General features: G+C 74.4%; 20 protein-coding genes. 15 read left to right on the forward strand and 5 right to left on the reverse strand.

Going from position 1 to position 25181, the window contains the following annotated elements; genetic code table 11:
* Positions 1-9: 9 nt before the first annotated feature.
* From ACIG5E_RS30820 to ACIG5E_RS30860, 9 genes are all read left to right on the forward strand, one after another.
* Positions 10-657 carry an NUDIX domain-containing protein gene (locus ACIG5E_RS30820; protein WP_396538945.1) on the forward strand — a complete coding sequence of 216 codons (648 nt, stop codon included), beginning with the start codon at positions 10-12 and terminating at the stop codon, positions 655-657.
* A gap of 218 nt (positions 658-875) precedes the next feature.
* Positions 876-2945, forward strand: a complete 2070-nt coding sequence (locus ACIG5E_RS30825; protein ID WP_396538947.1) for a tetratricopeptide repeat protein — start codon at positions 876-878, stop codon at positions 2943-2945.
* Between the two features lie 261 nt (positions 2946-3206).
* Positions 3207-4322, forward strand: a complete 1116-nt coding sequence (gene ald / locus ACIG5E_RS30830; RefSeq protein WP_396538949.1) for an alanine dehydrogenase — start codon at positions 3207-3209, stop codon at positions 4320-4322.
* A gap of 435 nt (positions 4323-4757) precedes the next feature.
* Positions 4758-5825: a ParA family protein gene (locus ACIG5E_RS30835; protein ID WP_030245868.1), complete on the forward strand. Its 1068-nt coding sequence runs from the start codon at positions 4758-4760 to the stop codon at positions 5823-5825.
* Positions 5822-6430 (forward strand): hypothetical protein, encoded by a 609-nt coding sequence (locus ACIG5E_RS30840; RefSeq protein WP_396538951.1) that lies wholly within the window; start codon positions 5822-5824, stop codon positions 6428-6430. The genes ACIG5E_RS30835 and ACIG5E_RS30840 overlap by 4 nt, the downstream gene beginning before the upstream one ends.
* Positions 6431-6532: 102 nt before the next feature.
* Positions 6533-7411 carry a segregation and condensation protein A gene (locus ACIG5E_RS30845; protein WP_396538953.1) on the forward strand — a complete coding sequence of 293 codons (879 nt, stop codon included), beginning with the start codon at positions 6533-6535 and terminating at the stop codon, positions 7409-7411.
* A 287-nt stretch (positions 7412-7698) separates the two neighbouring features.
* Complete coding sequence (locus ACIG5E_RS30850; protein ID WP_396539022.1) at positions 7699-8292, forward strand: SMC-Scp complex subunit ScpB; 594 nt, start codon at positions 7699-7701, stop codon at positions 8290-8292.
* A 62-nt stretch (positions 8293-8354) separates the two neighbouring features.
* A complete protein-coding gene (locus ACIG5E_RS30855; protein ID WP_396538955.1) occupies positions 8355-9659 on the forward strand; it encodes a pseudouridine synthase in 1305 nt (434 codons plus the stop codon).
* A gap of 223 nt (positions 9660-9882) precedes the next feature.
* On the forward strand, positions 9883-10890 hold the full coding sequence (locus ACIG5E_RS30860) for a helix-turn-helix domain-containing protein (protein ID WP_396538957.1): 1008 nt from the start codon (positions 9883-9885) through the stop codon (positions 10888-10890).
* A gap of 40 nt (positions 10891-10930) precedes the next feature.
* Here ACIG5E_RS30860 and ACIG5E_RS30865 read toward each other — a convergent pair whose 3' ends face one another.
* The 3 genes from ACIG5E_RS30865 to ACIG5E_RS30875 all read right to left on the reverse strand — a co-directional run bounded on the left by ACIG5E_RS30865 (position 10931) and on the right by ACIG5E_RS30875 (position 15171).
* The gene (locus ACIG5E_RS30865) at positions 10931-11293 is read right to left on the reverse strand and encodes a DUF952 domain-containing protein (protein ID WP_396538959.1); all 363 of its coding nucleotides are present in this window, start codon (positions 11291-11293) and stop codon (positions 10931-10933) included.
* 65 nt (positions 11294-11358) lie between these two features.
* Entirely contained in the window at positions 11359-12906 is a 1548-nt protein-coding gene (locus ACIG5E_RS30870; RefSeq protein ID WP_396538961.1) for a mucoidy inhibitor MuiA family protein, read from the reverse strand.
* 3 nt (positions 12907-12909) lie between these two features.
* Positions 12910-15171: a DUF4139 domain-containing protein gene (locus tag ACIG5E_RS30875; protein ID WP_396538963.1), complete on the reverse strand. Its 2262-nt coding sequence runs from the start codon at positions 15169-15171 to the stop codon at positions 12910-12912.
* Positions 15172-15540: 369 nt separating this feature from the next.
* Between ACIG5E_RS30875 and ACIG5E_RS30880 the strand changes: the two genes are divergently transcribed.
* The 5 genes from ACIG5E_RS30880 to der all read left to right on the forward strand — a co-directional run bounded on the left by ACIG5E_RS30880 (position 15541) and on the right by der (position 21712).
* Positions 15541-16626: a prephenate dehydrogenase gene (locus ACIG5E_RS30880; protein ID WP_396538965.1), complete on the forward strand. Its 1086-nt coding sequence runs from the start codon at positions 15541-15543 to the stop codon at positions 16624-16626.
* 44 nt (positions 16627-16670) lie between these two features.
* Positions 16671-17801 carry a DUF4419 domain-containing protein gene (locus ACIG5E_RS30885; RefSeq protein WP_396538967.1) on the forward strand — a complete coding sequence of 377 codons (1131 nt, stop codon included), beginning with the start codon at positions 16671-16673 and terminating at the stop codon, positions 17799-17801.
* Positions 17798-19180 (forward strand): DUF4419 domain-containing protein, encoded by a 1383-nt coding sequence (locus ACIG5E_RS30890; RefSeq protein ID WP_396538969.1) that lies wholly within the window; start codon positions 17798-17800, stop codon positions 19178-19180. Before ACIG5E_RS30885 ends, ACIG5E_RS30890 begins: the two co-directional genes overlap by 4 nt.
* 160 nt (positions 19181-19340) lie before the next feature.
* Positions 19341-20054, forward strand: a complete 714-nt coding sequence (gene cmk / locus ACIG5E_RS30895) for a (d)CMP kinase (RefSeq protein ID WP_396538971.1) — start codon at positions 19341-19343, stop codon at positions 20052-20054.
* 203 nt (positions 20055-20257) lie between these two features.
* A complete protein-coding gene (gene der, locus ACIG5E_RS30900) occupies positions 20258-21712 on the forward strand; it encodes a ribosome biogenesis GTPase Der (RefSeq protein ID WP_396538973.1) in 1455 nt (484 codons plus the stop codon).
* A 176-nt stretch (positions 21713-21888) separates the two neighbouring features.
* Here the strand turns inward: der and ACIG5E_RS30905 are convergent, their stop codons facing one another.
* Positions 21889-22506, reverse strand: coding sequence for a hypothetical protein (locus tag ACIG5E_RS30905; RefSeq protein WP_396538975.1), 618 nt, complete (start codon positions 22504-22506; stop codon positions 21889-21891).
* A 186-nt stretch (positions 22507-22692) separates the two neighbouring features.
* Positions 22693-23577 (reverse strand): hypothetical protein, encoded by an 885-nt coding sequence (locus tag ACIG5E_RS30910; protein ID WP_396538977.1) that lies wholly within the window; start codon positions 23575-23577, stop codon positions 22693-22695.
* Between the two features lie 594 nt (positions 23578-24171).
* On the opposite strand from ACIG5E_RS30910, the gene ACIG5E_RS30915 reads away from it, so the two are divergent.
* The gene (locus ACIG5E_RS30915; protein WP_396538979.1) at positions 24172-24954 is read left to right on the forward strand and encodes a transglycosylase family protein; all 783 of its coding nucleotides are present in this window, start codon (positions 24172-24174) and stop codon (positions 24952-24954) included.
* Positions 24955-25181: the final 227 nt, after the last annotated feature.

Here is a 25181-nt window from a genome sequence, read left to right on the forward strand (position 1 = left end):
GGGAGAGCGATGGACGAGCAGCGCGACGTGGTGATCGCCGACACGGCCGAGGAGTGGGAGGTCCGGGGCAGCGCGACCCCGTTCCAGGGCAAGGTCACCGGTGTGCGCAGCGAGGAGGTCCGGATGCCCGACGGCAGCTGGGCCCGGCGCGACTACCAGACCCACCCAGGCTCGGTCTCCGTGCTCGCCCTGGACGACAAGCAGCGGGTGCTGGTGCTGCGCCAGTACCGCCACCCGGTCCGCCAGCGCCTGTGGGAGCTGCCGGCCGGCCTGCTCGACGTGCCCGGCGAGAACCCGTGGCACGCCGCCCAGCGCGAGCTGTACGAGGAGGCCCACTGCAAGGCCGACACCTGGCGGATCCTCGCCGACTACTACACCTCCCCGGGCGGCACCGACGAGGCGCTGCGGATGTTCCTGGCGACCGACCTGTCGGACGCCGAGGGCGAGCGCTACGCGGCCGAGGGCGAGGAGCAGGAGATCGAGGTCGCCTGGGTGCCGGTGCCCGAACTGATCCGGCTGATCCACGCCGGACAGCTGCACAACCCGACCCTGATCACCGGCACCCTCGCCGTGCACGCCGCACTGACCTCCCCGGAGGGCCTGGACGGGCTGCGCCGCCCGGACGCGCCGTGGCCGGCCCGGCCCTTCGAGGTGTGACCCCTCCCGACGCGTGGCGCCCCGCGGGACGTCGGCGAACGACCCGGCTTGATGCCTTGGGGTGATTTGCCGGTTCGTACGACCGGATGTCACCTCGGATCAGCCGGACGGTCGAACTACGCTTCGCAGACAGGGCGCCCGTCCCGGGCCGCCTCCGCCGAGCACCGGACACTGACCAGCCGGTCGCCGGGCGCGGGATGACGTCGGGAGTGGCACGGGTGGCGAGGAAGACGGCGACGATGGACCCCGGCCCCGACGTGCCCGCGAGCGCCGTTCCGGGGCTCGACCGGCTGCCGGCCGGGCCCGCGCTGTTCGCCGGGCGGCGCGCCGAGCTGGCCGCGCTGCGGGCGGGCGCCACCCGGCGGGTGAACGGCCGCTGCCCCGTCCTGGTGCTGGCCGGGCGGCCCGGTTCGGGCCGCACGGCGCTCGCCGCCCGCTTCGCCCGGACCGTCGCCGCCGACTACCCGGACGGCGTGCTGTTCGCCCGGCTCTCCGCCCCGGACGGCGGGCGGGTGCCGCCGGGCCGGGCCGCCCGGCTGCTGCTGGAGCAGCTCGACCCGCAGGCCGCCGTGCCGCTGCCCGGGGTGGTCGAGGACGGGCGGGACGAGCCGGGCTGCGTGGCGCTGCGGGAGGCGCTGGCGGGGCTCAAGGTGCTGCTGGTGCTGGACGACGTGCGGGACGCCGGGCAGGTGTGGCCGCTGCTCGCCGACGAGCCCGGCTGCCTGGTGATCGCCACCACGCCCGGGCCGCTCACCGGGATCGAGGACATCGACCCGGTGATCCTCGGCGGGCTGGACCGGCAGGCCTCCGGGGAACTGCTGGCCGACCTGGTGGGCGGCACCCGGATCTCCTGCGACCCGGTCGGCGGGGCCGACCTCGCCGAGGCCTGCGCCGCCCGGCCCGCCGCGCTGCGGCTGATGGCGGGGTTGCTGCGCAGCGACCCCAAGCTCGCCGTCACGGAGGCGGCGCGCGAGCTCAACCGGGTGGTGGGGGAGCAGTCGGAGCCCGGGAAGCCGGGGGAGGAATCGGCCAAGCCCGGGAAGCCCGGGAAGGCGGGGGAAGCGGGACGGCGGAACCCCCGGGAGAAGAAGGGGGAGGGGAAGGCCGCCGAGCCCGCCTCCGCCGCCGAGCCGGCCGTGCCCGAACCAGCGGCCACCGAGCTGACCAGCAGCCCGGCGAGCTGGGTGAAGCCCGGGCCGGAGCCCGCGGAGCCGGTGCCCGTCCCCGACAACGACCCGCTGCTGGGCGCGTTCACCCTGCTGTACCGGGGGCTGCCGGCCGCCCAGGCGCGGATGCTGCGCACCCTCACCCTGGCCCCGGCGCAGACAGCCGACCCGCGCACCGCCTCCGCCCTGGTCGGCTGCCCGGCGCCGGAGGCCGCAGCGACGCTGGCCGCGCTGGCCGAGCGGGAGCTGCTCGGCGAGGAGGCACCGGCCGTCGACGGCACTCCGCGCTACCGGGTGCCCGGGCGCCTCTACCCGCGGCTGGTCCGGCTGCGGGAGCAGGAGGACCGGCCCGCCGAGACCGAACTCGCCCGGGCCCGGCTGCTGGAGCGGCTGGTCCGGCTCACCGAGTCGGCCCGCGCCCTGCTCGACCCGGCCGACGGTCCGGCTCGCGAACCGCTGTCGGCCGCGCTGCGGCTGGGCTCGGCCGGGCACGCCCGGGACTGGCTGCTCGGTGAGCGGGAGCTGCTGTTCGGCGCGGTGGCCGACGCGATCGGCCAGGGCGACCTGGACGGCTCGGCCGGCCGGCTGGTCACCGCGCTGCTGCGGGCCCTGCCGCTGACCGGCGCGGCCGCTCCCGCCGACCTCTACCGGCTGCACGAGCTGGTGCTCACCGTCGCCGAGCGCAACGGCCGCCCCCGCCGGGCCTCGGCCGCGCTGCTCAACCTGGGCGACCTACAGGCGGCGGCGGGCAGCTGGGAGCAGGCCGCGGCGCACTACCGGGCCGCCCTGGAGCACGCCCGTACCGTCGGGGACGAACCGCTCTGTGCCAGGGCCCTGGAGGGCGCGGCGGGCTGCCACCGGGCGCTCGGCGACGCGGTGCGCGCCGCCGACTGGTACGGGCGGGCGCTCGGCCTGCGGCAGTCGCTGGGGGACCACGCGGCGGAGGCCCGGCTGCTGGCCCGGGTGGCCGAGGCGCACACCGCCCAGCGCCGCTTCGAGGAGGCCGACCGGGAGTACCGGGCCGCCCTCGCGGTGCTGCGCCGGATCGGCGACGAACGGGGCCGGGAGGCCGTCGGGGCGGCGCTGGCGGACCTGCGTGAACGCGTCGAGGGCGGGTGGTGAGGGCGGTTTCGGAGGTATCGTCGAAAGTGCCCGGTTGGAGCGATTATGGCAGGTAAGTTCCAGTGGAAGCCTACGAACCTGCCAATGTGTTCGGCGAAATTATTCGATTTGGAAGGCTGACACGCCGCCTGGGCTTCATTACACTCGAACTCAGTCGCGCAGCGATCCCCTGCCCCGGCCTGCCCGGAGGCTTCCCCACGTGCGCGTCGCCCACCGGTCTTCTCCGGTCGGGACCCCCATGGCAAGAGGACGTGTTCAGTCGTGAAGGTCGGCATCCCCCGCGAGGTCAAGAACCACGAGTACCGCGTGGCCATCACGCCCGCCGGCGTGCATGAGCTGGTCCGCAACGGACACGAGGTCTACATCGAGGACAACGCCGGTCTCGGCTCCTCGATCCCCAACGAGGAGTACGTGGCCGCCGGCGCCACCATCCTCCCCACCGCCGACGAGGTGTGGGCCACCGCCGACCTGCTGCTGAAGGTCAAGGAGCCCATCGCCTCCGAGTACCACCGGCTGCGGAAGGGCCAGACCCTCTTCACGTACCTGCACCTGGCGGCCGACCGGGCCGGTACCGACGCGCTGGTCGCCTCGGGCACCACCGCGATCGCGTACGAGACCGTGCAGCTGGGCAACGGCGCGCTGCCGCTGCTCGCCCCGATGTCCGAGGTCGCGGGCCGCCTGGCCCCGCAGGTCGGCTCCTACCACCTGATGCGTCCGGCCGGCGGCCGCGGCGTGCTGCCCGGTGGCGTGCCCGGTACCCACCCGGCCAAGGCCGTCGTCATCGGCGGTGGCGTCTCCGGCTGGCACGCGGCCACCATCGCCATCGGCATGGGCTACGACGTGACCCTGCTGGACCGCGACATCAACAAGCTGCGCGAGGCCGACCGCATCTTCGGCACCAAGATCAAGGCCATCATGTCCAACTCGTTCGAGCTGGAGAAGGCCGTCCTGGACGCCGACCTGGTCATCGGCGCCGTGCTGATCCCGGGCGCCAAGGCCCCGAAGCTGGTCACCAACGAGCTGGTCTCCCGCATGAAGCCGGGCTCCGTGCTGGTCGACATCGCCATCGACCAGGGCGGCTGCTTCGAGGACTCGCACCCGACCACGCACGACGACCCGACCTTCCAGGTCCACAACTCGGTCTTCTACTGCGTGGCCAACATGCCGGGCGCCGTCCCGAACACCTCCACCTACGCGCTGACCAACGCCACCATGCCGTACGTGCTGGAGCTGGCCAACCGCGGTTGGAAGGACGCGCTGCGTCGTGACCCGGCGCTCGCCAAGGGCCTGAACGTCCACGAGGGCCAGATCACCTTCCCGGCCGTGGCCGAGGCCTTCGGCCTGGAGTCGGTCACGCTGGAGAGCGTGCTCGCCTGAACTCCCTGACCGCACGGCGGTCCTTCGCCCCCGACCCGATCCGTTCGGGTCGGGGGCTTCACCGTGCCCGTGAACACCGGGTGGAGCGGGCGGGTCGCTCTGTCGTCAATTCCCGTCGGTCGTGTCACCCGACCCACACCCGCCCGCAGAAACGTTAGGGTCATAAGCCCGCTCATCCCTTGACAGCAGCCCGCCCGATAGTCGACACATCGTGCCCACTACCGTGGATTGTGTTGCTGCGAACGCCTTGAACGGCCTAGAGTCGCAAACCGTCGGCTGCTGCCACGCTGACGAATCGACATAGAGTCCTGGATCCCCAAGGAGGTAAGACGACTTGTGAATGAGTCGACAATTGCTCCCGGGGGTGGTCAGCCAGGACTGGCGGAGCTCACCGCCGGCCAGCCGAGTGAGGAGCCCGGGGCCCGGCAGCCCTCCGTGGGCTCGGCCGAGGTCGGCTCGGTCGCACTCCGTACCTTCGAAGCACGCCAGAACACAGCGCAGGTGACCACGGTGACCGACCACGACGCCGACTTGGCGGCCTACGGCCTGGCCTACGGCGAGTTCGCCTACGGCGCCTACGACGACCCGGACGCCGAGTACGAGCCGGACCCGGAGTACGCCGCCACGCTGGCCCCCGACGCCGCGCGCCAGCGCCGCGAGCGGGTCGGCCCGACCGGCCGTCCGCTCCCGTACTTCCCGATCCCCGCGCCGGTCGCCGAGCACGGCCCCGCCCAGATCATCGCCATGTGCAACCAGAAGGGCGGCGTCGGCAAGACCACGTCGACCATCAACCTGGGCGCGGCGCTGGCCGAGTACGGCCGCCGGGTGCTGCTCGTCGACTTCGACCCGCAGGGCGCGCTCTCGGTCGGCCTCGGCGTCAACCCGATGGAGCTCGACGTCACCGTCTACAACCTGCTCATGGAGCGGGGCCTGACGGCCGATGAGGTGCTGCTCAAGACCGCCGTCCCCGGCATGGACCTGCTGCCCTCCAACATCGACCTCTCCGCCGCCGAGGTGCAGCTGGTCAGCGAGGTGGCCCGGGAGTCCGCGCTGGCGCGCGCCCTGAAGCCGCTGCTGCCGGACTACGACTACGTCATCATCGACTGCCAGCCCTCGCTGGGCCTGCTGACGGTCAATGCGCTGACGGCCGCTCACAGCGTGATCGTCCCGCTGGAGTGCGAGTTCTTCGCGCTGCGCGGTGTCGCGCTGCTGACCGAGACCATCGAGAAGGTGTGCGAGCGGCTCAACCCCGAGCTGCGTCTGGACGGCATCCTCGCCACCATGTACGACTCGCGCACCGTGCACAGCCGTGAGGTGCTGGCGCGGGTCGTCGAGGCGTTCGGCGAGCACGTCTTCCACACCGTCATCGGGCGGACCGTGCGCTTCCCGGAGACGACCGTCGCCGGCGAGCCCATCACGACGTACGCGACCAACTCGGTCGGTGCCGCCGCCTACCGCCAGCTCGCCAGGGAGGTGCTCGACCGGTGCCGCCCCGCCGAGTGAGTCTCCCGGGTGCCGACGAGCTGTTCCGGACCACCGGCGGGATGGCGCTGTCGCCGTCCCTCGCGCCGCGTCCGGCCGCCGAGGCATCCAGACCGGAGACCGCGCGGACCGTCAACGGCACGGACGGCGCCGAGGGGGCCCAGGCCGCCCAGGACGACCGGCGGGCGCCGCAGGACCAGCAGTCGGCCGCCGCGCTGCCCCCGCCCGGGCAGCCGCCCGTCCAGCGGACGGCCGGGGGCCAGGGCGCCGCGCCGGGCGAAGGCCAGGCCGGGACGACCGTGACCGGGGGCCGCGGTGCCGCCGCCGCTCCGGCGGGCCGCACCCACGCGGGTGCGGCCGAGGAGCAGGCCGCCGGACGCGCCCGGCCGCGTGGCCGCGCGCCGCGCCGCCCGAGCGGGCGCGAGCGGCACGACGAGAAGATCACCGTGTACGTGTCCGCCGAGGAGCTCATGGACCTGGAGCACACCCGGCTGGTGCTGCGCGGCGAGCACGGGCTGGCCGTGGACCGCGGACGGATCGTCCGGGAGGCCATCGCGGTGGTCCTGGCGGACCTGGAGCAGCGCGGCGAGGCCTCGATCCTGGTCCGGCGGCTGCGCGGCCGCTAGCGCGCCCCCGCCGGGCGCCGACGGCGGTGCGCCGGTGCCGGGCGGCGTGTCGGCGGGACCCGGGGCGGGACCGGCGGCGCGGGCGGGTGAAGATGGACCGTCATGCCGAGCACCGTCGAACCAGCCGCCAGCGCCGTGATCGCCACCGAGGAGGAGCCGCGGGGCGGCTTCCGGGTACGGCTGGACAACTTCGAGGGCCCCTTCGACCTGCTGCTCAGCCTGATCGCCAAGCACAAGCTGGACGTCACCGAGGTCGCGCTGGCCACCGTGACGGACGAGTTCCTGGCGCACATCCGGGCGATGGGCCCGGACTGGGACCTGGACGCGGCGACCGAGTTCCTCGTGGTGGCCGCCACCCTGCTGGACCTCAAGGCCGCCCGGCTGCTGCCGGTGGCCGAGGTCGAGGACGAGGCGGACCTGGCCCTGCTGGAGGCGCGTGACCTGCTGTTCGCGCGGCTGTTGCAGTACCGCGCGTACAAGCGGGCGGCGGCGTTGTTCGGCGAGCGCTGGGCGGCCGAGCTGCTGCGGCGGCCCCGGACCGTCGGGCTGGAGCCCCGGCACGCGGAGCTGCTGCCCGAGGTGGTCATCACCGTCGGGCCGGAGCGGCTCGCCCAGCTGGCGGCCAAGGCCATGGAGCCCAGGCCGAAGCCGGTGGTGTACGTGGACCACATCCACACCCCGCCGGTCAGCGTGCGCGAGCAGGCCTCCCTGGTGGCCGGGCTGCTCACCGGCCTCGGCGAGGCCTCCTTCCAGCAGCTGGTCGCGGACGCGCCGGACACCCTGGTCGTGGTCGCCCGCTTCCTGGCGCTGCTGGAGCTGTACCGGGAGCGGGTGCTGGCCTTCGAGCAGCCGGAGGCGCTCGGCGAGCTGCGGGTGCGCTGGGTGGCCGAGGAGGGCCGGGGCGCGGTGGAGGTGACCGACGAGTTCGACCGGCCGGCGGGTGAGGCGGAGCGGTCCCAGGAGGAGGACGGGCGGCGATGAGTGGCGGGAACGACGGCGGGCGGCCGGTGCGGCGCCCGCTCGGGCTGCCGGGGCGACCGCGGGCCGAGGAGTGGCTGGAGCCGGCCTTCGAGCTGCTGCCGGAGCCCGTGCCGGAGCCCGTGGCGGTGCCGGTGGCGGTGCCGGTGGCGGTGCCGGGCCCGGTGGACGGCGAGCCCCGGGTGGTGCACCAGAAGTCGGCTCCGTCGACCTCCGGTGCGGAGGAGCCGGCCGCCGCTCCCGAGGAGCCCGTCGGGCCGGGGCTGAAGGCCGAGCTGGAGGCGATCCTGATGGTCGTCGACGAGCCGGTCGGGGACGAGCGGCTGGCCGGGGTGCTGGAGCGGCCGCGGGCCGAGGTGGCGCGGGCGCTGCGCGAGCTGGCCGCCGAGTACGCCGCCCAGGGGCGCGGGTTCGACCTGCGGCTGGTGGCCGGCGGCTGGCGTTTCTACAGCCGGGAAACCTGCGCCGCGGCCGTCGACCGCTTCCTGCTGGACGGCCAGCAGGCCCGGCTGACCCAGGCCGCGCTGGAGACCCTGGCGGTGGTCGCCTACCGGCAGCCGGTGTCCAGATCGCGGGTTTCCGCCGTCCGCGGTGTGAACTGTGACGGCGTGATGCGTACCCTGGTACAGCGAGGACTGGTGGAAGAGGCCGGATCCGAGCCTGAAACAGGTGCGATCCTGTATCGGACGACGAACTACTTCCTGGAACGGATGGGGCTCCGCGGCTTGGACGAGCTGCCGGAGCTCGCTCCCTTCCTGCCCGAGGTCGACGACGTGGAAGCGGAGTCCCTGGAGGGCACGATGATCGCGGAGGCGGTCGCCGCCGCTGCCGTGCAGGCCGCGGACGGCAGTGGCGAGGCCGGTCGGGCAACGCACGATCGGTAGGGGGAGGTGAGGTCGGCCGAGACGACCGCACATCCCAGACGGAACGACGTACGGACACTTTGATGCGTAGCAGTGGCAACGGCAGGAACGGCAGCGGCGGCGGCAGCGGCAGCGGTCGCGGCGGACAGGGCGGGGGCCGGGGCGGCTCGTACGGCGGCGGCAGCGGCGGCGGTCGCGGCGGCTCGGGGTCGGGTTCGCGCGGCGGTTCGTACGGTGGCGGCTCGGGTTCGGGTTCGGGCTCGCGCGGCGGCTCGTACGGCGGCGGCAGCGGCGGCGGTCGCGGCGGTTCGTACGGTGGCGGCTCGGGTTCGGGTTCGGGCTCGCGCGGCGGCTCGTACGGGCGGGACGGCGGCCGCCGGGACGACCGGCGCGACGACCGCTACCCGGACCGCCCGCTGCGGCCCGAGGAGCGCAGGTACGACCGCCCCGAGTACGGCGGCGGCCCGAACGCCACCCCGGCCCGCGGCGGCTTCGCCGGCCGGCGACCCGGTCCGGCCCCGCGCCCGCGCCGGGAGGGCCAGGGCGCCCCGGGCGACCCGCGCCGCCAGCCGCAGCGCTCGCGCGAGCTGCAGGCCAAGATCGAGGACGCCGTCCTCGCCCGGCACGACAAGCCGGCCGTCAAGCTGCCCAAGACCTTCGGCGAGCCCGAGGGCGAGCGCCTGCAGAAGGTGCTGGCCCGGGCCGGCGTCGGCAGCCGCCGCGCCTGCGAGGAGCTGATCGAGCAGGGCCGGGTCGAGGTCAACGGCAAGCGGGTCACCGAGCAGGGCAAGCGGGTCGACCCGCAGAACGACGAGATCAAGGTGGACGGCCTGACCGTCGCCACCCAGTCCTACCTGTTCTTCGCGCTCAACAAGCCGGCCGGCGTGGTCTCCACCATGGAGGACCCGGACGGGCGCCAGTGCCTGGGCGACTACGTGACCAACCGGGAGACCCGGCTGTTCCACGTCGGCCGGCTGGACACCGAGACCGAGGGCATCATCCTGCTCACCAACCACGGCGAGCTGGCCCACCGCCTCACCCACCCCAAGTACGGCGTGACCAAGACCTACCTGGCCGCCATCCAGGGCCCGATCCCGCGTGACCTGGGCAAGCAGCTGGCCCAGGGCGTGGAGCTGGAGGACGGCTTCGCCCGCGCCGACAGCTTCAAGGTGGTCTCCAACGTCGGCAAGAACTACCTGGTCGAGGTGACCCTGCACGAGGGCCGCAAGCACATCGTCCGCCGGATGCTGTCCGAGGTCGGCTTCCCGGTCGAGAAGCTGGTGCGCACCCACTTCGGCCCGATCGCGCTCGGCGACCAGAAGTCGGGCTGGCTGCGCCGCCTGACCAACCCGGAGGTCGGCCAGCTGATGCGCGAGGTCGGTCTGTAACCGGTAGGTTCACCCGGACTTCTTCGGAGGGTCCCCCGCCCGTGGTGGCGGGGGACCCTCCGGCGTTGTCTGTGAGCCGGGACGCAACCGCTGGTCACGGCCTTGTCAGTGTCATGATCCGTGGCCGAGGATGGCCACCGGAGCACCGGCCCGCCGAGTGGCGGGACTGCGCCAGCACGGCGCCGGAGGGGGTGTTCCGGGGCGAACAGGGGGAGACGGCGTCGTGTCCGATGCAGCACTGGGGCGGTCCGCCGGGCACGCGCTCGGCCCGTTGGGACTGGCCGAGCCGGACGGGCGGGTGTACGCGGCGCTGGTGGCCAGTCCGCAGTCCACCGCGGAGGAGCTGGCCGAGAGCTGCGCCCTGACGTTCCAGCAGTGCGTGCGCGCGCTGGACCGGCTGGCGCAGCAGGGGATGGCCACCCGGGCGCCGGTGGACCGGGAGCGCTACCTGCCGGTCGCCCCGGACGTGGCGATAGGGACCCTGATCGGCCACCGGGAGTCCGAACTGCGGCACGCCCGGGCCGAGATGCACCGGCTGATGGACGCCTTCCGGGAGGCCTCGCGCTACACCGACCCGGCGCACTCGGTGGAGGTGCTGACCGGCGGCGAGGCGATCGCCCAGCGGCTGGAGCACATCACCGGGACCAGCCAGTACCAGGTGCGCGGCTTCGACCGTCCGCCGTACATCCAGGACCCGGTGGCGGCGATGCCGCTGCAGCGGCGGCGGCTGCGGGAGGGGCTGAGGTTCCGGACGATCTACGACCGGGAGGCGGTGGCCTGGCCGGGCCGGCTGGAGAAGAACATCATGGTCGGCGTCGCGGACGGCGAGGAGGCGCGGGTACGGCCGACGCTGCCGATGAAGATGATCATCTCGGACGACCGGATGGCGATCATCCCGATCAGCGTCGGCGACAGCGTGCTGGACGCGGCCTACGTGATCCACCCCTCGGCGCTGCTGCAGGCGCTGGACACGCTGTTCGAGGCGGAGTGGGAGCGGGCCGTGCAGCTGCAGGCCGCGATCGGCACCGGGAACGCGTCGCCGGAACCGGACGCCGACCACCGCAAGCTGCTCGGCCTGCTGGCCGCAGGGCTGACCGACGAGTCGATCGCCCGCTCGCTGGGCTGGAGCGCCCGGACCACCCAGCGGCGGCTGCAGGCCCTGATGCGCTCGCTGGGCGCCACCACCCGCTTCCAGGCCGGGATGGCGGCCCGGGAGCGGGGGTGGCTGTGAGGGCCCGGGGGGACGGTTGTGAGCGGGCCCGGAGTTCCGGTCAGCTCCAGGGGCTGAGGGCGGCCCAGCGGCCGTCCGGGCCGCGCTCGACCTTCTCCAGGCCGACCACGGCGGTGCGGTTCAGCCGCCCGTAGATGTGCGGGAACAGGACCCCGGGGGTGGCGCCGGGCGGTGGGGCGCCGTGCGGGGCCTCCCACTTGACCATCGGCTCGACCAGTGCCTCCTCGATCAGCAGCACCATCAGCGGGTCCGGGGTGTCGGGGAAGAAGGCGTTGGCCACCGCGAGCGCCGTCTGCTCGTCCGCCGAGCAGTGGATGAACCCGTCGGTGAGCAGCGACGCGGTGGCGTACGGGCGGCCCGGGTCGGCCAGCCAGTCGTCCAGGGGTGCGAGATGGAGGATCATGTTCCTTTTGTACCCGCTTTCCGGTTCCGATTCCGGTCCTGAACGGTCGTCACGGGTGGCCGGCCTCAGAGCCCGGCCACCTTGGCCGCGGCGGAGACCTCGTACACCAGGGTGAGGCTGCGGCGGGCGCCCGGGCCGAGCGGGACGTCCCAGCGGACGATGCCCTCGGCGTCGAAGGAGTCCGGTGCCGGGGAGCACTCGTCCTTGCGCAGCCGCACCTCGACCGCGGCCACCTCGGAGACCGGCACCCGTTCGCGCACCGTGACCAGTTGCTCGTCGCGCTCCTCCGGGCCGGAGAAGCGGGACAGGTGCAGCTGGACGGTGCGGGTGGTGGTCTGGCGGCCGCCCAGGGCGGCGGTGGTCCGGCGCTCGTCGGTCTCGCGGACCACCCGGTAGCCGTCCGTGCTGCCGAAGGACAGCTCGGCGTCGGCGCCGGTGGCGGTGAAGCGCAGCTCGCCGCGGCCGGTGAAGCCGCTGCCGCGCACCAGCTCGACCGGGCCGGCCAGCAGCGGGTGCCCGGCCGCGTTGCGGAACCGGACCACCTGGGTGACCAGCGGGGACAGCTCGGGGGCGCAGGCGTACTCGGTCCTCGCCGGGCCGCTGAAGGAGCCCAGCGGGACCCGGTGCGCCCGGCCGTCGGAGGGGACGGTGGCCGGGGCGGGGGCGGGCAGCACCCGCACCTCGCCGCCGTCGTCCAGGCCCGGGACGGCGGCGCCCGGGCCGAGGGTGCTGACCTCCTCCTCGCGCAGCTCGACCTCGACCGTGCGGCGCTCCTCGTCGGTGCGCTCGCGCAGGGTCAGCCGGTCCTCGGTGAGCGCGGGCGGGTCGGTGGCGAGGGCCGATCGGGCGGTGGAGAAGGTCAGCCGGGCGCCGGTCCAGTCCTCGCCGGTGCGCTGCCAGACCACCGCCTCCGACTCCAGCCGCAGGTCGCCTTCGCCCAGGGTCGCGCGGTAGGACGGGCGCCACAGGGCGCAGGGCACCAGGTGGTGGACGGTCAGCCCGGCCGGGCCGGGCCGCTCGGCCTCGACGGTCAGCTCCAGGTGGGCGAGCAGCTCGGCGGGCTCCTCCTCGGCCCGGTCCAGGGCCAGCATGGCCTGGGAGCGCTCCTGGTCCAGGCGGCGCAGCCGGGAGTGGGTGGCGCGCAGCTCCTCGCCGTAGCGCTCGCGCTCGGCGTCCACCCGGTCCAGCTCGCGGGCCCAGCGGGTGCGCTCGATCTCGCCGACGCCGGCGCCCTCGCCGACCTCGCGCAGCAGGTCCGCGGAGAGCTGGGCGAGCAGGGCGAGGCGGGCCTCCAGCCGGGCGCGGGTCTGCTCCGCGAGCCGGGCCTCGGCCTCCAGCGCGTGCAGTCGGTGGCGCAGCGCGGAGTCCTCCGGGCCGGGCGGCAGCGGGGCGCGCGGGGTCCAGCTGCGCACCAGCCGGGCCTCCAGCACCCGGGTGCCGGGGGCGGCGGACTCGGCGCGCAGGGTGCGGTCGACGGCGAGGGCGGTGAGCGGGCCCAGCCGCAGTCGCTGGACGCCCGCGGCGAGTTCGACGGTCACCGCGCGTTCGACCTGGGCGCGGTCCTCCAGGCAGGTGACGGCGGTGACTGGGAGGGGGACGGTCTCTTCGGTCATCTGTCAATTCCTCCGGTTTCCGCCGAGGATGGCCTTTCCGGCCGGGATCTTGATCTGGTAGCCGCCGTCCAGCTCGGCGCGGCCGCCCGGCGGCAGTTCGATCCGCCAGAGCCGGGTGCCGGGTGGGCACTCCGGGGTGGGGACGGCCGGGGCGTGCCAGTCGGCACGCTCCTCGATCCGGATCTCGGTGTCGGAGGCGAGCGGCACGCGTTCGCGGACCTCGACCGTGACGGCACGGCCGAGCCGGTTCGCCAGCTGGACGTGCACCCGGTGGTCGAGCACGGTGCTGTTGCCCTTCAGCATGCCCGTGGCGGACTCGCGCAGCTCGGTGCGGCGCGCCACCTCGATGCTCTCGGTGACGCCGATGCCCAGGTGGCGGGTCTCGCCGGGGGCGAGCGTCGGCAGGGCGGCGGTGAGCAGGAACTCGTCGTCCACGGTGACCTCGACCGGGCCCGCCAGCACGGCGCGGTCGGTGCGGTTGGCGAGCACCAGGGTCGCGTACACCTTCTGCTCGACGGCGGGGACGGTGACGTACTCGGGGCTGACGGAGAGCGGGATCTCGTCGACCGTGACGGAGTGCCAGGTGCCGTCGGAGGGGATGTCGGCGGGGGCGGCGGCGTCGAAGCGGTGGTCGAAGGAACCGGCCGACCGGCGGGGCGGGACGGCGTGGCGGGGGAGGGGGAGGTCGCGCAGGCGAGCGCCCTCGGGGCCGCCGGGGAGGAAGCGTTCCAGCTCGGCACGCTCGACCCGGGCGGGGTCCGGGTGCAGGGTGCCGCGGCGGTCGGTGGGTTCGTCGGGGCCGGCCAGCCGGAGGCCGGGGTAGTCGAGCAGGACGGTGTCGGGGGCGAGGCCGGTGGCCGGCGGCGGCGTGGCGCCGCGGCGGAGCCGGGGCCGGCGGGCCTCCTGCGGCGGGGCGCCGCCGAAGGCCTGGGGCATCGGGGGGCCGCCGGGGGCCTGGGGCATCGGTCCGGGCGGGGCGCTCGCCGAGGGTGGGGCGCCGTAGCCGGCGAAGCCGGGCGGCGGGGGCGCGGGCGCCGGCTCCCGGACGCTCAGCGAGCCGCCGCCGGACGGGCCGGCCGACGCCGTCTCGTCCGGGAGGAAGTCGGGGTGGGCGCCTGCCGGGCGGGCGCCACCGGCGCGGGGCGCGCGGCGCCGGGCGGGCTCGGGGGCGGTGGGGTGGGGCGCGGCGAGGGCCGCGACCGGGATCGGGGCGCCGGAGCGGGGGGTGGCGGGGCGGTCGGCCGCGGCCGCGTCGTAGCCGGTGAAGAGGTCGGACAGGCCGGCCGGGGGTTCGCGCCAGCCGGAGGGCGGCGGGGCGGGCTGGCTGCGGCCGATCCGGAGCGAGGCGAGCCGGGGCAGGTCGGTGCGGCGCTCCAGGTCGGCGGTGGACAGGGCGAGCCGTACGCCCGTCCAGTCCTCGCCGGTGTGCTGGGCGACGGCGGCGCGCAGGACCAGGTGGGCGGTGTCGGCGCCGGTGCGGTGGCTGAGGCGGTAGGCGGGCACCCAGCGGGCGGCGGGGACGCCGTACTCCAGCTCCAGTTCGACCTGTGCGGCTGTTCCGGCTGGTTCGGTTCCGGTCGCGTCCTCGGTGCCGGTTCCGGTGGTGGTGCCGGTGGTGGTGCCGGTACCGGTGGTCAGGGTGAGCACGACGGTGTCGGTGGCCTCGACCGGCTCGGTCCGCCCGGCGGTGGACGCGCGATCCAGCCGGTCGGCGGCCAACTGGCGCTCGTGGTCGGCGAGTTCGATCTCCCGGGTGAGCTGCTCGGCGCGCTCCTGGAGCTGGGCCAGCCGCTCGTCGACGAAGTCGGCGAGCTCCAGCCAGGCGTCGGCGGGGGTGCGACGCAGCGGCTCGTCGCGGCGGCGCTGCGGCGGTACGGCGCGCAGCGCGGCGGTCTCGGCGATCGCGGTCCGGACCAGCCGGTGGCGCTCGTTCAGTGCGCCCTGGCGCTCCATGGCCTCGTCCAACTCGCGGCGCAGCTGCGGGAGTTCGGCGGGCTCGTGGAGCTCGGCGACGGTCTCCAGGCGGGCCTCGACGACCGCCGTGCCGGCCGGGCCGGCGAGCACCCGGGCGCGCAGCGAGTCGGCGTCCAGCGAGTCGGGCAGGCCGGTCAGCCGCAGCCGCCCGCCGGGCGGGACCGGGACAGTGGCCCGGCGGCGGCACACCGCGCCCTCCGCGTACACCACGACGGAGTCCAGGACCGACGGATGGGCCGGTACGGCCGGCGGTTTCGACGACCCGGTGTGACTGCTGTGCTGATCGTCCATGCGCAACCCCTTCGTTCGCGTCCGGTGTGCCGCGGCTCGCCCCGCCGCCCCCGGCGGCCAGTCTGCCCCGCTCGGGGCCGGGCGTCGCCGGATTTCCCGGGGCGCGGCGTGTGCACTGTGGGGGACGGGGGCGGGGGCGCGGTGGTTGCCGGGCTGACGGGGGATGGGGTCGATGGGGTTGGCGGGGTCGGGGGTTTCCGGGGGCAGTCGGATGGGAGGATGGGGCGCGGGTGCTCCCGGTCGACTCCGGTACCTGCCGCGACTCCGGTACCTGCCGCAGCACGGCACCCGTTGGGACCGTGGCACCTGTTGAGCACCGCCAGCGAGAACCGTCCAGTCGAGAACCGTGATCGAGGAGAGCCACCCGCCATGCGCACTGCCGTCGTCGTCGGCACCGGACTGATCGGCACCTCCGCAGCCCTGGCCCTGGCCGCACGCGGGCTGACCGTCCATCTGGAGGACTCCGACCCGGACGCCGCCCGCACCGCCGAGTCGCTCGGCGCAGGCACCACCGAACCGGCCGAGGGCCCGGTCGACCTGGCGATCATCGCCGTCCCGCCGGCGCTGGTCGGCAAGGTGCTCGCGGACTGCCAGCGCCGCAACCTGGCGCACTGGTACACCGACGTGGCCAGCGTGAAGTCCGGCCCGGGCAGTGAGATCGCCGCGCTCGGCCTGGACACCGTCCACTACATTGGTAGTCACCCGATGGCCGGCCGCGAGCGCTCCGGGCCGCTGGCCGCCCGAGCCGACCTGTTCGAGGGCCGCCCCTGGGTGCTCACCCCGACCGCCGACACCGACACCGACACGCTCAACGCCGCGCTGGAGCTGGTCGCGCTGTGCGGCGCGATGCCGATCGTGATGGACGCGGACGCGCACGACCGGGCCGTCGCCCTGGTGTCGCACGCCCCCCAGCTGGTCTCCTCGCTGGTCGCGGCCCGGCTGGAGAACGCCGACGAGACGGCGATAAGGCTCTCCGGCCAGGGCGTGCGCGACGTGACCCGGATCGCCGCCTCCAACCCGGGGATGTGGGTCGACATCCTGTCCGCCAACGCGGGCGCGGTCGCCGACGTGCTGGAGGAGGTCGCCGGCGACCTCGGCGAGACCGTCATCGCGCTGCGCGCCATGGCGGCCGAGGAGGAGGGCGAGCGCCGGGCCGGCCTGGAGGGCATCGAGGCGGTCATGCGTCGCGGCAACAGCGGGCAGGCCCGCATCCCCGGCAAGCACGGCGCCCCGCCCACCCGGTACGAGACCGTCGCCGTGGTGCTCGGCGACCAGCCGGGCGAGCTGGGCCGGCTGTTCGGGGAGGTCGGCGAGGCCGGGGTCAACATCGAGGACGTCCTCATCGAGCACTCGGACGGGCAGCAGGTCGGCTTCGTCCAGCTGTCGGTGGCGCCGATGTCGGTCAAGCGGCTGACGGCGGCGCTGCGCGCGGGCGGCTGGAGCGTTCGGGACTGACGGCCGTCGGGTGGCGAGGGGCGGGTGCTGAAGGGGGAGCGGGCGTGATCATCGAGTTGCCGCTGGGGGAGACCCGGCACGGCTCGGCCGGTGAGGCGGTGGACCTCGGGAACGAGCGGTTCCTGCGGGCGGTGGTGGGCGGGGGGTTCCTGATCCGCCACCGCAGCGTGGCGGCGATGGTCGAGCGGCCCCGGCCGGTCCGCACGGAGGCCGCCGCTCCGGAGCCTTTCGAACCCGAGCCTTTCGACCGCGAACCTGTCGAACCCGACCCGACCTGCAGTCTGCTGCTGCGCGCCGCCCACGCCGCCTTCGCCGAGCACCTGCCGTTGAGCCTGTCGCCGGACGTGCTCTGGTACGCGGTGGTGCACGAGGTCGCGGTGCACGTACGGATGTACCCGCCGCGCTACCGGGCGCTGTTCGGCGCGGCGGACCGGGCGCGGGTGCTCACCGTGCGCGACGACACGCTGACGGGCTGGGACGCCGACTGGACGCGGTCGCTGCGGCTGGTCCGGGAGCCGCTGGCGGCGGCGCTGGGCGCCGAGGTGGTCGAGCTGTTCCGGCCGGGCTTCTCCACCACCACGCCGGACGACGAGGCCTCCGCGCTGGTGGCGCTGATGGACGTGATCGGCCCGTACTACGACTTCCGCTGGGAGACCCGCTGCGGCATCCCGAAGGTCCGGCTGGAGGGCACCGCCGAGGACTGGGCGCTGCTGGCGGCGCGGGTCGGGGAGCTGGCGGAGCGCTTCGACTGGCTGGCGCCCTGGTTCGCCGAGCTGCGCCCGGTACTGGCGGAGATCGCGGCGACGGCGGCGGGCGGGCCGGTGGACGAGGGCTTCTGGCGTTCGCTGTACAAGTGGGAGTCGGTGTCGGGCGGGCCGCGGGTGACCGGCTGGCTCACCGCCTTCTTCGCCCACACCCAGACCCCGGACGGGCCCCGGCTGCGGCAGACCTTCGACTGGTGGGAGGCGGCGGGCACGTCGTACCACCGCGACGCCTTCGCGGTGAACGACTTCCCCTCGCACCTGTCGACGGTGCCGTTCGTGTGGGAGTGCCTCGGCGTCGAGCGGCCGATGGCCTTCATCGCCGGGGTGCTCGGGATCGAGCGGGACGGGGAGTTCCTGCGGCCCCGGCTGGGGCACGCGGTGTTGGAGCGGGAGAACGGGGGTGGGCTGTGATCGTCGACATCGCGCTCGGGGACGGGCAGGAGCCGGGCGACGTGGCGCGGCTGGACGTCGTCGGGAACGACGGATTCCTGGCGGCCGTGGTCGGCGGGGAGTTCACCGTGCTCCACCGCAGTACGGGAACGCTGCTGGCGGTGCCGACGGAGTACGAGCCGCAGCGGAAGCCGCCGGAGCCGACCTGGAGCCTGCTGCTGCGCGCCGCGCACACGGCCTTCGCGGAGCACCTGCCGTTGAGCCTGTCGCCGGACGTGCTCTGGTACGCGGTGGTGCACGAGGTCGCGGTGCACGTACGGCTGAACGCGCAGCGGTACGAGGGGCTGTTCAGCGCCACCCCCGGGCAGAAGCGGACCATCGAGGTCAGGGACGACAGCCTGCTGCGCGCCGAGGCGGACTGGGCGCGGTCGATCCGGCTGGTCCGGGAGCCGTTGGCGGAGGCGATCGGGCCTGAGCTGGTGGAGCTGTTCCAGCCCTCGTTCTCCACCACCACGCCGGACGACGTGTCCGCGGCGCTGGTGGCGCTGATGGACGTGGTCAGCCCGTACTACGAGTTCCTCTGGATCACGATGTGCGGCATCCCGAAGGTCCGGCTGGAGGGCACGGCCGAGGACTGGGCGCTGCTGGCGGCGCGGGTCGGGGAGCTCGCGGACTGGTTCGAGCCGCTCGGGGCGTGGTTCGCCGAGCTGCGCCGGGTGCTGGCGGAGATCGCGGCGACGGCGGCGGGCGGGCCGGTGGACGAGGAGTTCTGGCGTTCGCTGTACAAGTGGGACTCGGAATCCGGCGGGGACTTCGTCTCCGGGTGGATCACCGCGTTCTTCGCCCACACCCAGACGCTCTCGGGGCCGAAGCCGCGCGCGGACTTCCGCTGGCGGGACGGGCGGGTGCGGTTCGAGGAGAACGCCTTCCCGTCGCACGTCTCGAAGGTGCCGTTCGACTGGCAGACGCCGGGCGGGACCCTGCGGATGGCCTTCGTCGGCGGGGTGCTCGGCATCGAGCGGGACGGCGAGTACGTGCGGCCCCGGCTGGGGAACGCGGTGCTGGAGGTCGTGCGGGAGGCCGTGGACCCGGCGGCCGAGCAGGCGGAGCTGGCGGCGGCGCAGCTGCCGGAGGGGTGGACGATCGAGCGGGTGCGGGAGGTCAGCGGGTCGGAGTGGGCGAAGCTGGTGAGCACGGACGGGGTCCGCGTCCAGGACATGAGCGGCGAGCCGCTGGGCGGAGCCGTCGCCGTCATCCGCTTCTCGGTCTTCTCCCTGGTCCGGTGTGCGGAGGACGACGACTGGCAGCTGGGGCTGCACACGCCGGACGGTGTCATCTACCGGGAGGGCTCGCTCGGGCCCGACCTGGCGGGCGCGCTGGCGTCGGCTTCCGGATGGTGAGGTGTGGTGACGCCCGTGTGGTGATGTCCGTGTGGTGACGTCCGTGTGGTGACCGGCCTGGGACGGGGTCCGGCGGCGGTCCATTAACCTTGAGGGAGACAATCCCCGGCCGTACGCCCGCGCAGGCGTCGGCTTCCATGCTCAGAGAGAGGTTCGCCCCGTGGACACTGCCGACCGAGCGCACGCCCCGGTCGTCGTCGCCATCGACGGACCCTCCGGCTCCGGCAAGTCGACCGTCTCGCGGGCGGTCGCCGCCCGGCTGGGCCTGAGCTTCCTGGACACCGGCGCCATGTACCGGGCGATGACCTGGTGGATGCTGGCCAACGACGTCGACGTGACCGACCCGGAGGCGGTGGCCGTCGCGTGCGGCAAGCCCGTCATCGTGTCGGGTACGGATGCCGACGGGCCGACCATCACCGTGGACGGTCAGGATGTCTCCGGCCCGATCCGGGGCCCCGAGGTGACGGCGCAGGTCAGCGCCGTGGCCGCGGTGCCGGCGGTGCGGTCCCGGCTGGTGGAGCTGCAGCGCGGGTGCGCCGAGGTCGCCGAGCGCGGCATCGTCGCCGAGGGCCGGGACATGGGGACCGTGGTGTTCCCGCAGGCCACCATCAAGGTGTTCCTGACCGCCTCCGAGGCGGCCCGGGCCGAGCGCCGGGCGGCCGAGCTGCGCGCCAAGGGCGTGGACGAGGCGACCATCACCGCGATGGCCGCCGACCTCGCCCGCCGCGACGCCGCCGACTCCTCGCGCGAGACGGCCCCGCTGGCCCAGGCCGCGGACGCCGTGCTGGTGGACACCAGCGCGCTCACCCTGGAGCAGGTGATCGACCGGATCGCCGCGCTGGTGGAGGAGCGGGCCGGGCTGTCGTCGGTCTGATCAGTCGAAGAGTTTGACTGGTCGGTCGGTCGATCGGTCGACCGTCTGATCAGCTGGGTGATTGACTCGGCTGGTTGCACGACCATTGAACGAACCGCGGGCCGTCAAGGCGCCGCGGCGGAAACCATCGCGCTGCCCCCACGGGGCAGGTACGCACGGCGCGCCCCTGGGAAGGGCCGGGCCGGGAAACGGAACAGACGAACATGACCACAGAGCACTCCGCCACCGGCCCCGGTGAGCTGGACGCCGCCGACTACGCCGAGTTCATGGCCCTCGCCGCCGAAGAGGGCTTCGACCTCGACGGCTTCGACGGCGTGGACGGCGCCGAACACGTCCGGCTGCCGGTGCTGGCCGTCGTCGGCCGCCCGAACGTCGGCAAGTCGACCCTGGTGAACCGCATCATCGGCCGCCGCGAGGCCGTCGTCGAGGACAAGCCGGGCGTCACCCGCGACCGGGTCACCTACGAGGCCAGCTGGAACGGCCGGCGCTTCAAGGTGGTCGACACCGGCGGCTGGGAGATCGACGTCCTCGGCATCGACGCCATGGTCGCCGCGCAGGCCGAGCTGGGCATCGAGCAGGCCGACGCGGTGCTGTTCGTCGTGGACGCCACCGTCGGCGCCACCGACACCGACGAGGCCCTGATCAAGATCATCCGCCGGGCGGGCAAGCCGACCGTCCTGTGCGCCAACAAGGTCGACGGCCCGTCCACCGAGGCCGAGGCCGCCTACCTGTGGTCGCTGGGCCTGGGCGAGCCGTACCCCGTCTCCGCCCTGCACGGCCGCGGCTCCGGTGACCTGCTGGACGCCGTCATGGACGCGCTGCCCGAGGCCCCGCCGCAGACCTTCGGCGACGCCGCCCCCGGCGGCCCGCGCCGGATCGCGCTGATCGGCCGGCCCAACGTCGGCAAGTCCAGCCTGCTGAACAAGGTCGCCGGCGAGGAGCGGGTGGTCGTCAACGAGCTGGCCGGCACCACCCGTGACCCGGTCGACGAGATGATCGAACTCGGCGGCAAGACCTGGAAGTTCGTGGACACCGCCGGCATCCGCCGCCGGGTCCACCTGACCGCCGGCGCCGACTTCTACGCCTCGCTGCGCACCTCCGCCGCGCTGGAGAAGGCCGAGGTCGCGGTCGTCCTGATCGACGCCAGCGAGACCCTCGCCGAGCAGGACACCCGGATCATCTCGATGGCCGTCGAGGCCGGGCGCGCCGTCGTCGTCGCCTACAACAAGTGGGACCAGCTCGACGAGGAGCGTCGCTACTACCTGGAGCGCGAGATCGAGCGCGACCTCGTCCAGGTGCAGTGGGCCCCGCGCGTCAACGTCTCGGCCAAGACCGGTCGGCACATGGAGAAGCTCGTCCCGGCGATCGAGACCGCGCTGGAGGGCTGGGAGACCCGGATCCCGACCGCGCGCCTGAACGCCTTCCTCGGCGAGCTGGTGGCCGCCCACCCGCACCCGATCCGGGGCGGCAAGCAGCCGCGCATCCTGTTCGGCACCCAGGCGGGCATCCGGCCGCCGCGCTTCGTGCTGTTCGCCTCGGGCTTCCTGGAGGCGGGCTACCGGCGCTTCATCGAGCGCCGGCTGCGTGAGGAGTTCGGGTTCGTGGGTACGCCGATCTCGATCTCGGTGCGGGTTCGGGAGAAGCGCAAGAAGAAGTAGTCGTGGGGTAGTTGGCAGTACGGCTGAGGGCTCCGTCACCGGTGGTGGCGGGGCCCTCGGGCTTTCCGGCTTCTGCTGCTCGGGGCAGTGGCGGTTGTCTGGCCGAGACGGCGGTGGCTGTCGGGTCTGAGCAGCGGTGGCTGTCGGGTCTGGGCAGCGGTGGTCGCCTGGTCAGGTCAGTGGTGGTCGCCGGTGCGGCCCGGGGGGAGCGAGAGCATCTGGCGGTGGCGGCCGCCGGTGGACTGGGCGGTGGCGAGGCCGGTGGCCGTGCCCAGCACTGGGGAGGGGGCCGGGGGCGGTGCGGGGGTCGCGTGCGGGAGCGGGCCGAGGTAGCCGGCGGCGACCCAGCCCTGGCCGTTGGGGAACTGGGGGGAGGTGGGTGGGGCCTGGCTGTGGCTCTGGCCGTCGCCGGTGGTGGTGGCGGCGGGGGTGGGGCTGGAGTCGGGGTGGCTGGTGGCGTGGGTGTGCTGTGACTGCGCCGGCATGAACTGGGGGAGGCCGGACGGCTGGCCGGCGTAGGTGTGGAACGCCTGCTGCTGCGGCTGGTACGGGCGCTGCTCACCGAGCAGGGGGTAGCCGTCGCGGATCGCGAAGCCGGTGAACCTCAGGTCCTCCTCGCCCGAGCGGTCGCCGGGCAGGGCGCGGAACAGCCGTCGGTACTCGGAGTACAGCTCGTCGTAGATCGGGGTTGCCGAGTGCGGGTGCTCCGCGTCGTACGACGGGCGCATGCCCGGGATCGAGCGGGCGGAGGTGGCGGACCGTCCGGCGGGCGCGGAGACGTCGTAGCTGTACACGTAGGGGCCAACGAGTGAGAGGCGGCGGGGATGCGGGGGCGTTCGGCGTACGGGGCCGGGGGGTGGGTGTGCCGGGGCTGGAGGGGTAGGTGTGCCGGGGTTGGGGGGTAGGTGTGCCGGGCGCTTCGGATCGGTGGCCGCTGACCGGGGTCGGCAGCGGCCACCGATCCGAAGCGCCGGAGCGGATCAGGTGCCGGCCAGCGGGAGGGAGGCGGCGACCACCTGACCCAGCGCCACCGCCCGCTCCAGCGCCTGGCGAAGCAGGTCCTCGCGGGGCTGGCGGCCGACCATGCCGGCCGGGACGGCGTACATGGTCACCTCGGAGAGCTGGCTGGCGGCCATCCGCCAGGCGTCGGTGACCTGGAGCGGCTGGTGCGCCTGCCACCAACCGGTGCTGCCGCCGGCCGCGGCGGGCTGCAGGATCGCGTGCAGCTTGCCCATGGCGACCAGCACCGACCAGCCGGGCAGCTGCTCCGGGGTCTCGTCGAGGTCGCCGACCGGCTGGAAGCCCGCGTCCTGGAGCAGGTCGAGGAACTCGTCCTCGCCGGAGGTGCTGCCGGGGCGGCCGACCGGGCCGGTGGGCTCGACCACCAGCGAGGCGTGGCCGACCTTGCCGTGCAGGACGAGCCCGCAGGTGATGCCCAGGATGGCGGCCTGGCCGGGGGCGGTCGGCTGGGGCGGGGCCCCGGCGGCGCCTTGGGAGGGGATGGCGAAGTCCGGAGCGGGGACCGCGAAGTCCGGGGTGGGGACCGCGAAGTCAGGGGCAGGGACCGTCAGGTCCGGGGCGGCGGGCTGGGACTGGCTGATGCTGCGGACGGCGCCGGCCAGTTGCTCCTCGGCGACCGGCACCACCTGGGAGGGGACGCAGCGGGCGTGGGCGAAGGCCAGGACGGCGGTCTCGTCGCCGACGAACAGCACGGTGCTGGTGGGCTCCGCGTGGGTGTCGCCGGGGGTGCGGCAGGAGGTGCATTCGTAGCTGTCGGGGGCGCGGTCGCCGCCGAGCAGGCGGTCGGCCTCGTCGTCGCCGATCTCGGACCGGACCTCGTCGCTGACGTCGAGCATGCGCGGCACAGGGTCTCCTCGGATGGGTGCGGTTGGGTCGTGGGGGGCGGACTCGGGGAGGTCGCCATGCCCAACGGGCCCTTGTGTCAGGCGTCACGGGTGCCCGTCCAGGCTGACGGGAATTGCCCCGGATCCGATCGCGCCACGTGTTCTCGTGGTCGCAATCTGTCGATGTCGGTGGCAGGACTGCCGGAATGAAGCTGTGAGGTGGGCCACCCGAACTCGATGTTTGATCTAGGAATCGATGGCCAAATCAGACATTTCGGGCAAGTTTGTATGGCCATTACCGCCGGTAACCCCTTGCTGAGCTGGGCAGACCGGTGGGGTTTTGGTTTCCCCGGTGACCGGCTCGTAGCTTCATTGGCGGCGCAACGAGCGCCACCCGGGCTCACCCCCGACGCACCGCCTCCCGGTTCCGGCCGGGTGCGACAGGTGCCCGCCGATGCGATCGCTCGAACAGGTCGCCGGCGAGCGGCTGGGTGGCCGGGGCGGCAGCGGCACGTCCGACACGTGCACGGCCGTCCGACGGACGCGGCAAGCGAAACGCGGCCCTCTCCAGGGTCTGGTTCCGCATGCCCGCCCGGGGCTGTCGAGAGGAACCCCATGACCTTCCGTCACGAGAACGCCGCTGCCACCACCATCGCCGCCACCAAGCGCAACCGCGTTCGGATGGCCGTCGTGGCGGGCGCCGCTGTCGCGGCCCTGCCGGTGGCCGGCCTCGTCACGGCCACCTCGGCCTCCGCCGCCCCCGTCTCCACCTGGGACGCCGTCGCCCAGTGCGAGAGCGGTGGCAACTGGGCCATCAACACCGGCAACGGTTTCTACGGCGGTCTGCAGTTCACCTCCAGCACCTGGGCCGCGTACGGCGGCACCGCCTACGCCGCGCAGGCCAACCAGGCCACCAAGGCGCAGCAGATCTCCGTCGCCGAGAAGGTTCTCGCCTCGCAGGGCCCCGGCGCCTGGCCGGTCTGCTCCGTCAAGGCGGGCCTGACCAAGGGCGGCGCCCCGGCCGCCGTCGACACCACGGCCGGCTCCGCCGCCGCCAAGCCGGCGCAGACCCCCGCGCCGAAGGCCGCCACCCCGAAGGCCGCGGCCGCCCCCAAGGCCGCTGCCGCGCCGAAGGCTGACGCCCCGAAGGCCGCTGCGCCCAAGGCCGCTGCCGCGCCGAAGGCTGACGCCGCCAAGTCCTGGAACGGTGCCAAGTCCTGGAACAGCTCCAACGACGCCAAGCCGGCCAAGGGCAACTACACCGTCAAGTCCGGTGACACCCTGAGCTCCATCGCCGCCGCGCAGGGCCTGGACTGGCACGACCTGTACAAGAACAACGCCAAGGTCATCGGTGGCAACCCCGACCTGATCTTCCCGGGTCAGACCCTGAGCATCTGAGACTCGATGAGCTGATCGCTGGTCGCTGGTCGCTGGTCGGCTCGGGCCGTGCTGTGCGATGCGATGACATGCCGTGCGGTGCTGTGCGATGCCGTGCGGTGCTGTGCCGCGGCGCCCGGTGGCGGGGCCCCCCCCCCGGGGGGGGGGCCCCCCCGGGTGCCGGGGGGGGGGGGGGGGGGGGGGCCGGCCGGGGGGGGGGGGGCGAGGGTGGGGGGGCCGGGGGGGTT

The sequence above is a fragment of the Kitasatospora sp. NPDC053057 genome (assembly GCF_044546945.1).
Classification (GTDB): domain Bacteria; phylum Actinomycetota; class Actinomycetes; order Streptomycetales; family Streptomycetaceae; genus Kitasatospora.

Bases quoted from the DNA above. Each gene is read 5' to 3' on its own strand.
- ACIG5E_RS30820 (WP_396538945.1), top strand. From the start codon at position 10: ATGGACGAGCAGCGCGACGTGGTGATCGCCGACACGGCCGAGGAGTGG.
- ACIG5E_RS30845 (WP_396538953.1), top strand. From the start codon at position 6,533: ATGCCGAGCACCGTCGAACCAGCCGCCAGCGCCGTGATCGCCACCGAG.
- ACIG5E_RS30850 (WP_396539022.1), top strand. From the start codon at position 7,699: ATGGTCGTCGACGAGCCGGTCGGGGACGAGCGGCTGGCCGGGGTGCTG.
- ACIG5E_RS30855 (WP_396538955.1), top strand. From the start codon at position 8,355: ATGCGTAGCAGTGGCAACGGCAGGAACGGCAGCGGCGGCGGCAGCGGC.
- ACIG5E_RS30865 (WP_396538959.1), bottom strand. From the start codon at position 11,293: ATGATCCTCCATCTCGCACCCCTGGACGACTGGCTGGCCGACCCGGGC.
- ACIG5E_RS30870 (WP_396538961.1), bottom strand. From the start codon at position 12,906: ATGACCGAAGAGACCGTCCCCCTCCCAGTCACCGCCGTCACCTGCCTG.
- ACIG5E_RS30875 (WP_396538963.1), bottom strand. From the start codon at position 15,171: ATGGACGATCAGCACAGCAGTCACACCGGGTCGTCGAAACCGCCGGCC.
- ACIG5E_RS30880 (WP_396538965.1), top strand. From the start codon at position 15,541: ATGCGCACTGCCGTCGTCGTCGGCACCGGACTGATCGGCACCTCCGCA.
- der (WP_396538973.1), top strand. From the start codon at position 20,258: ATGACCACAGAGCACTCCGCCACCGGCCCCGGTGAGCTGGACGCCGCC.
- ACIG5E_RS30915 (WP_396538979.1), top strand. From the start codon at position 24,172: ATGACCTTCCGTCACGAGAACGCCGCTGCCACCACCATCGCCGCCACC.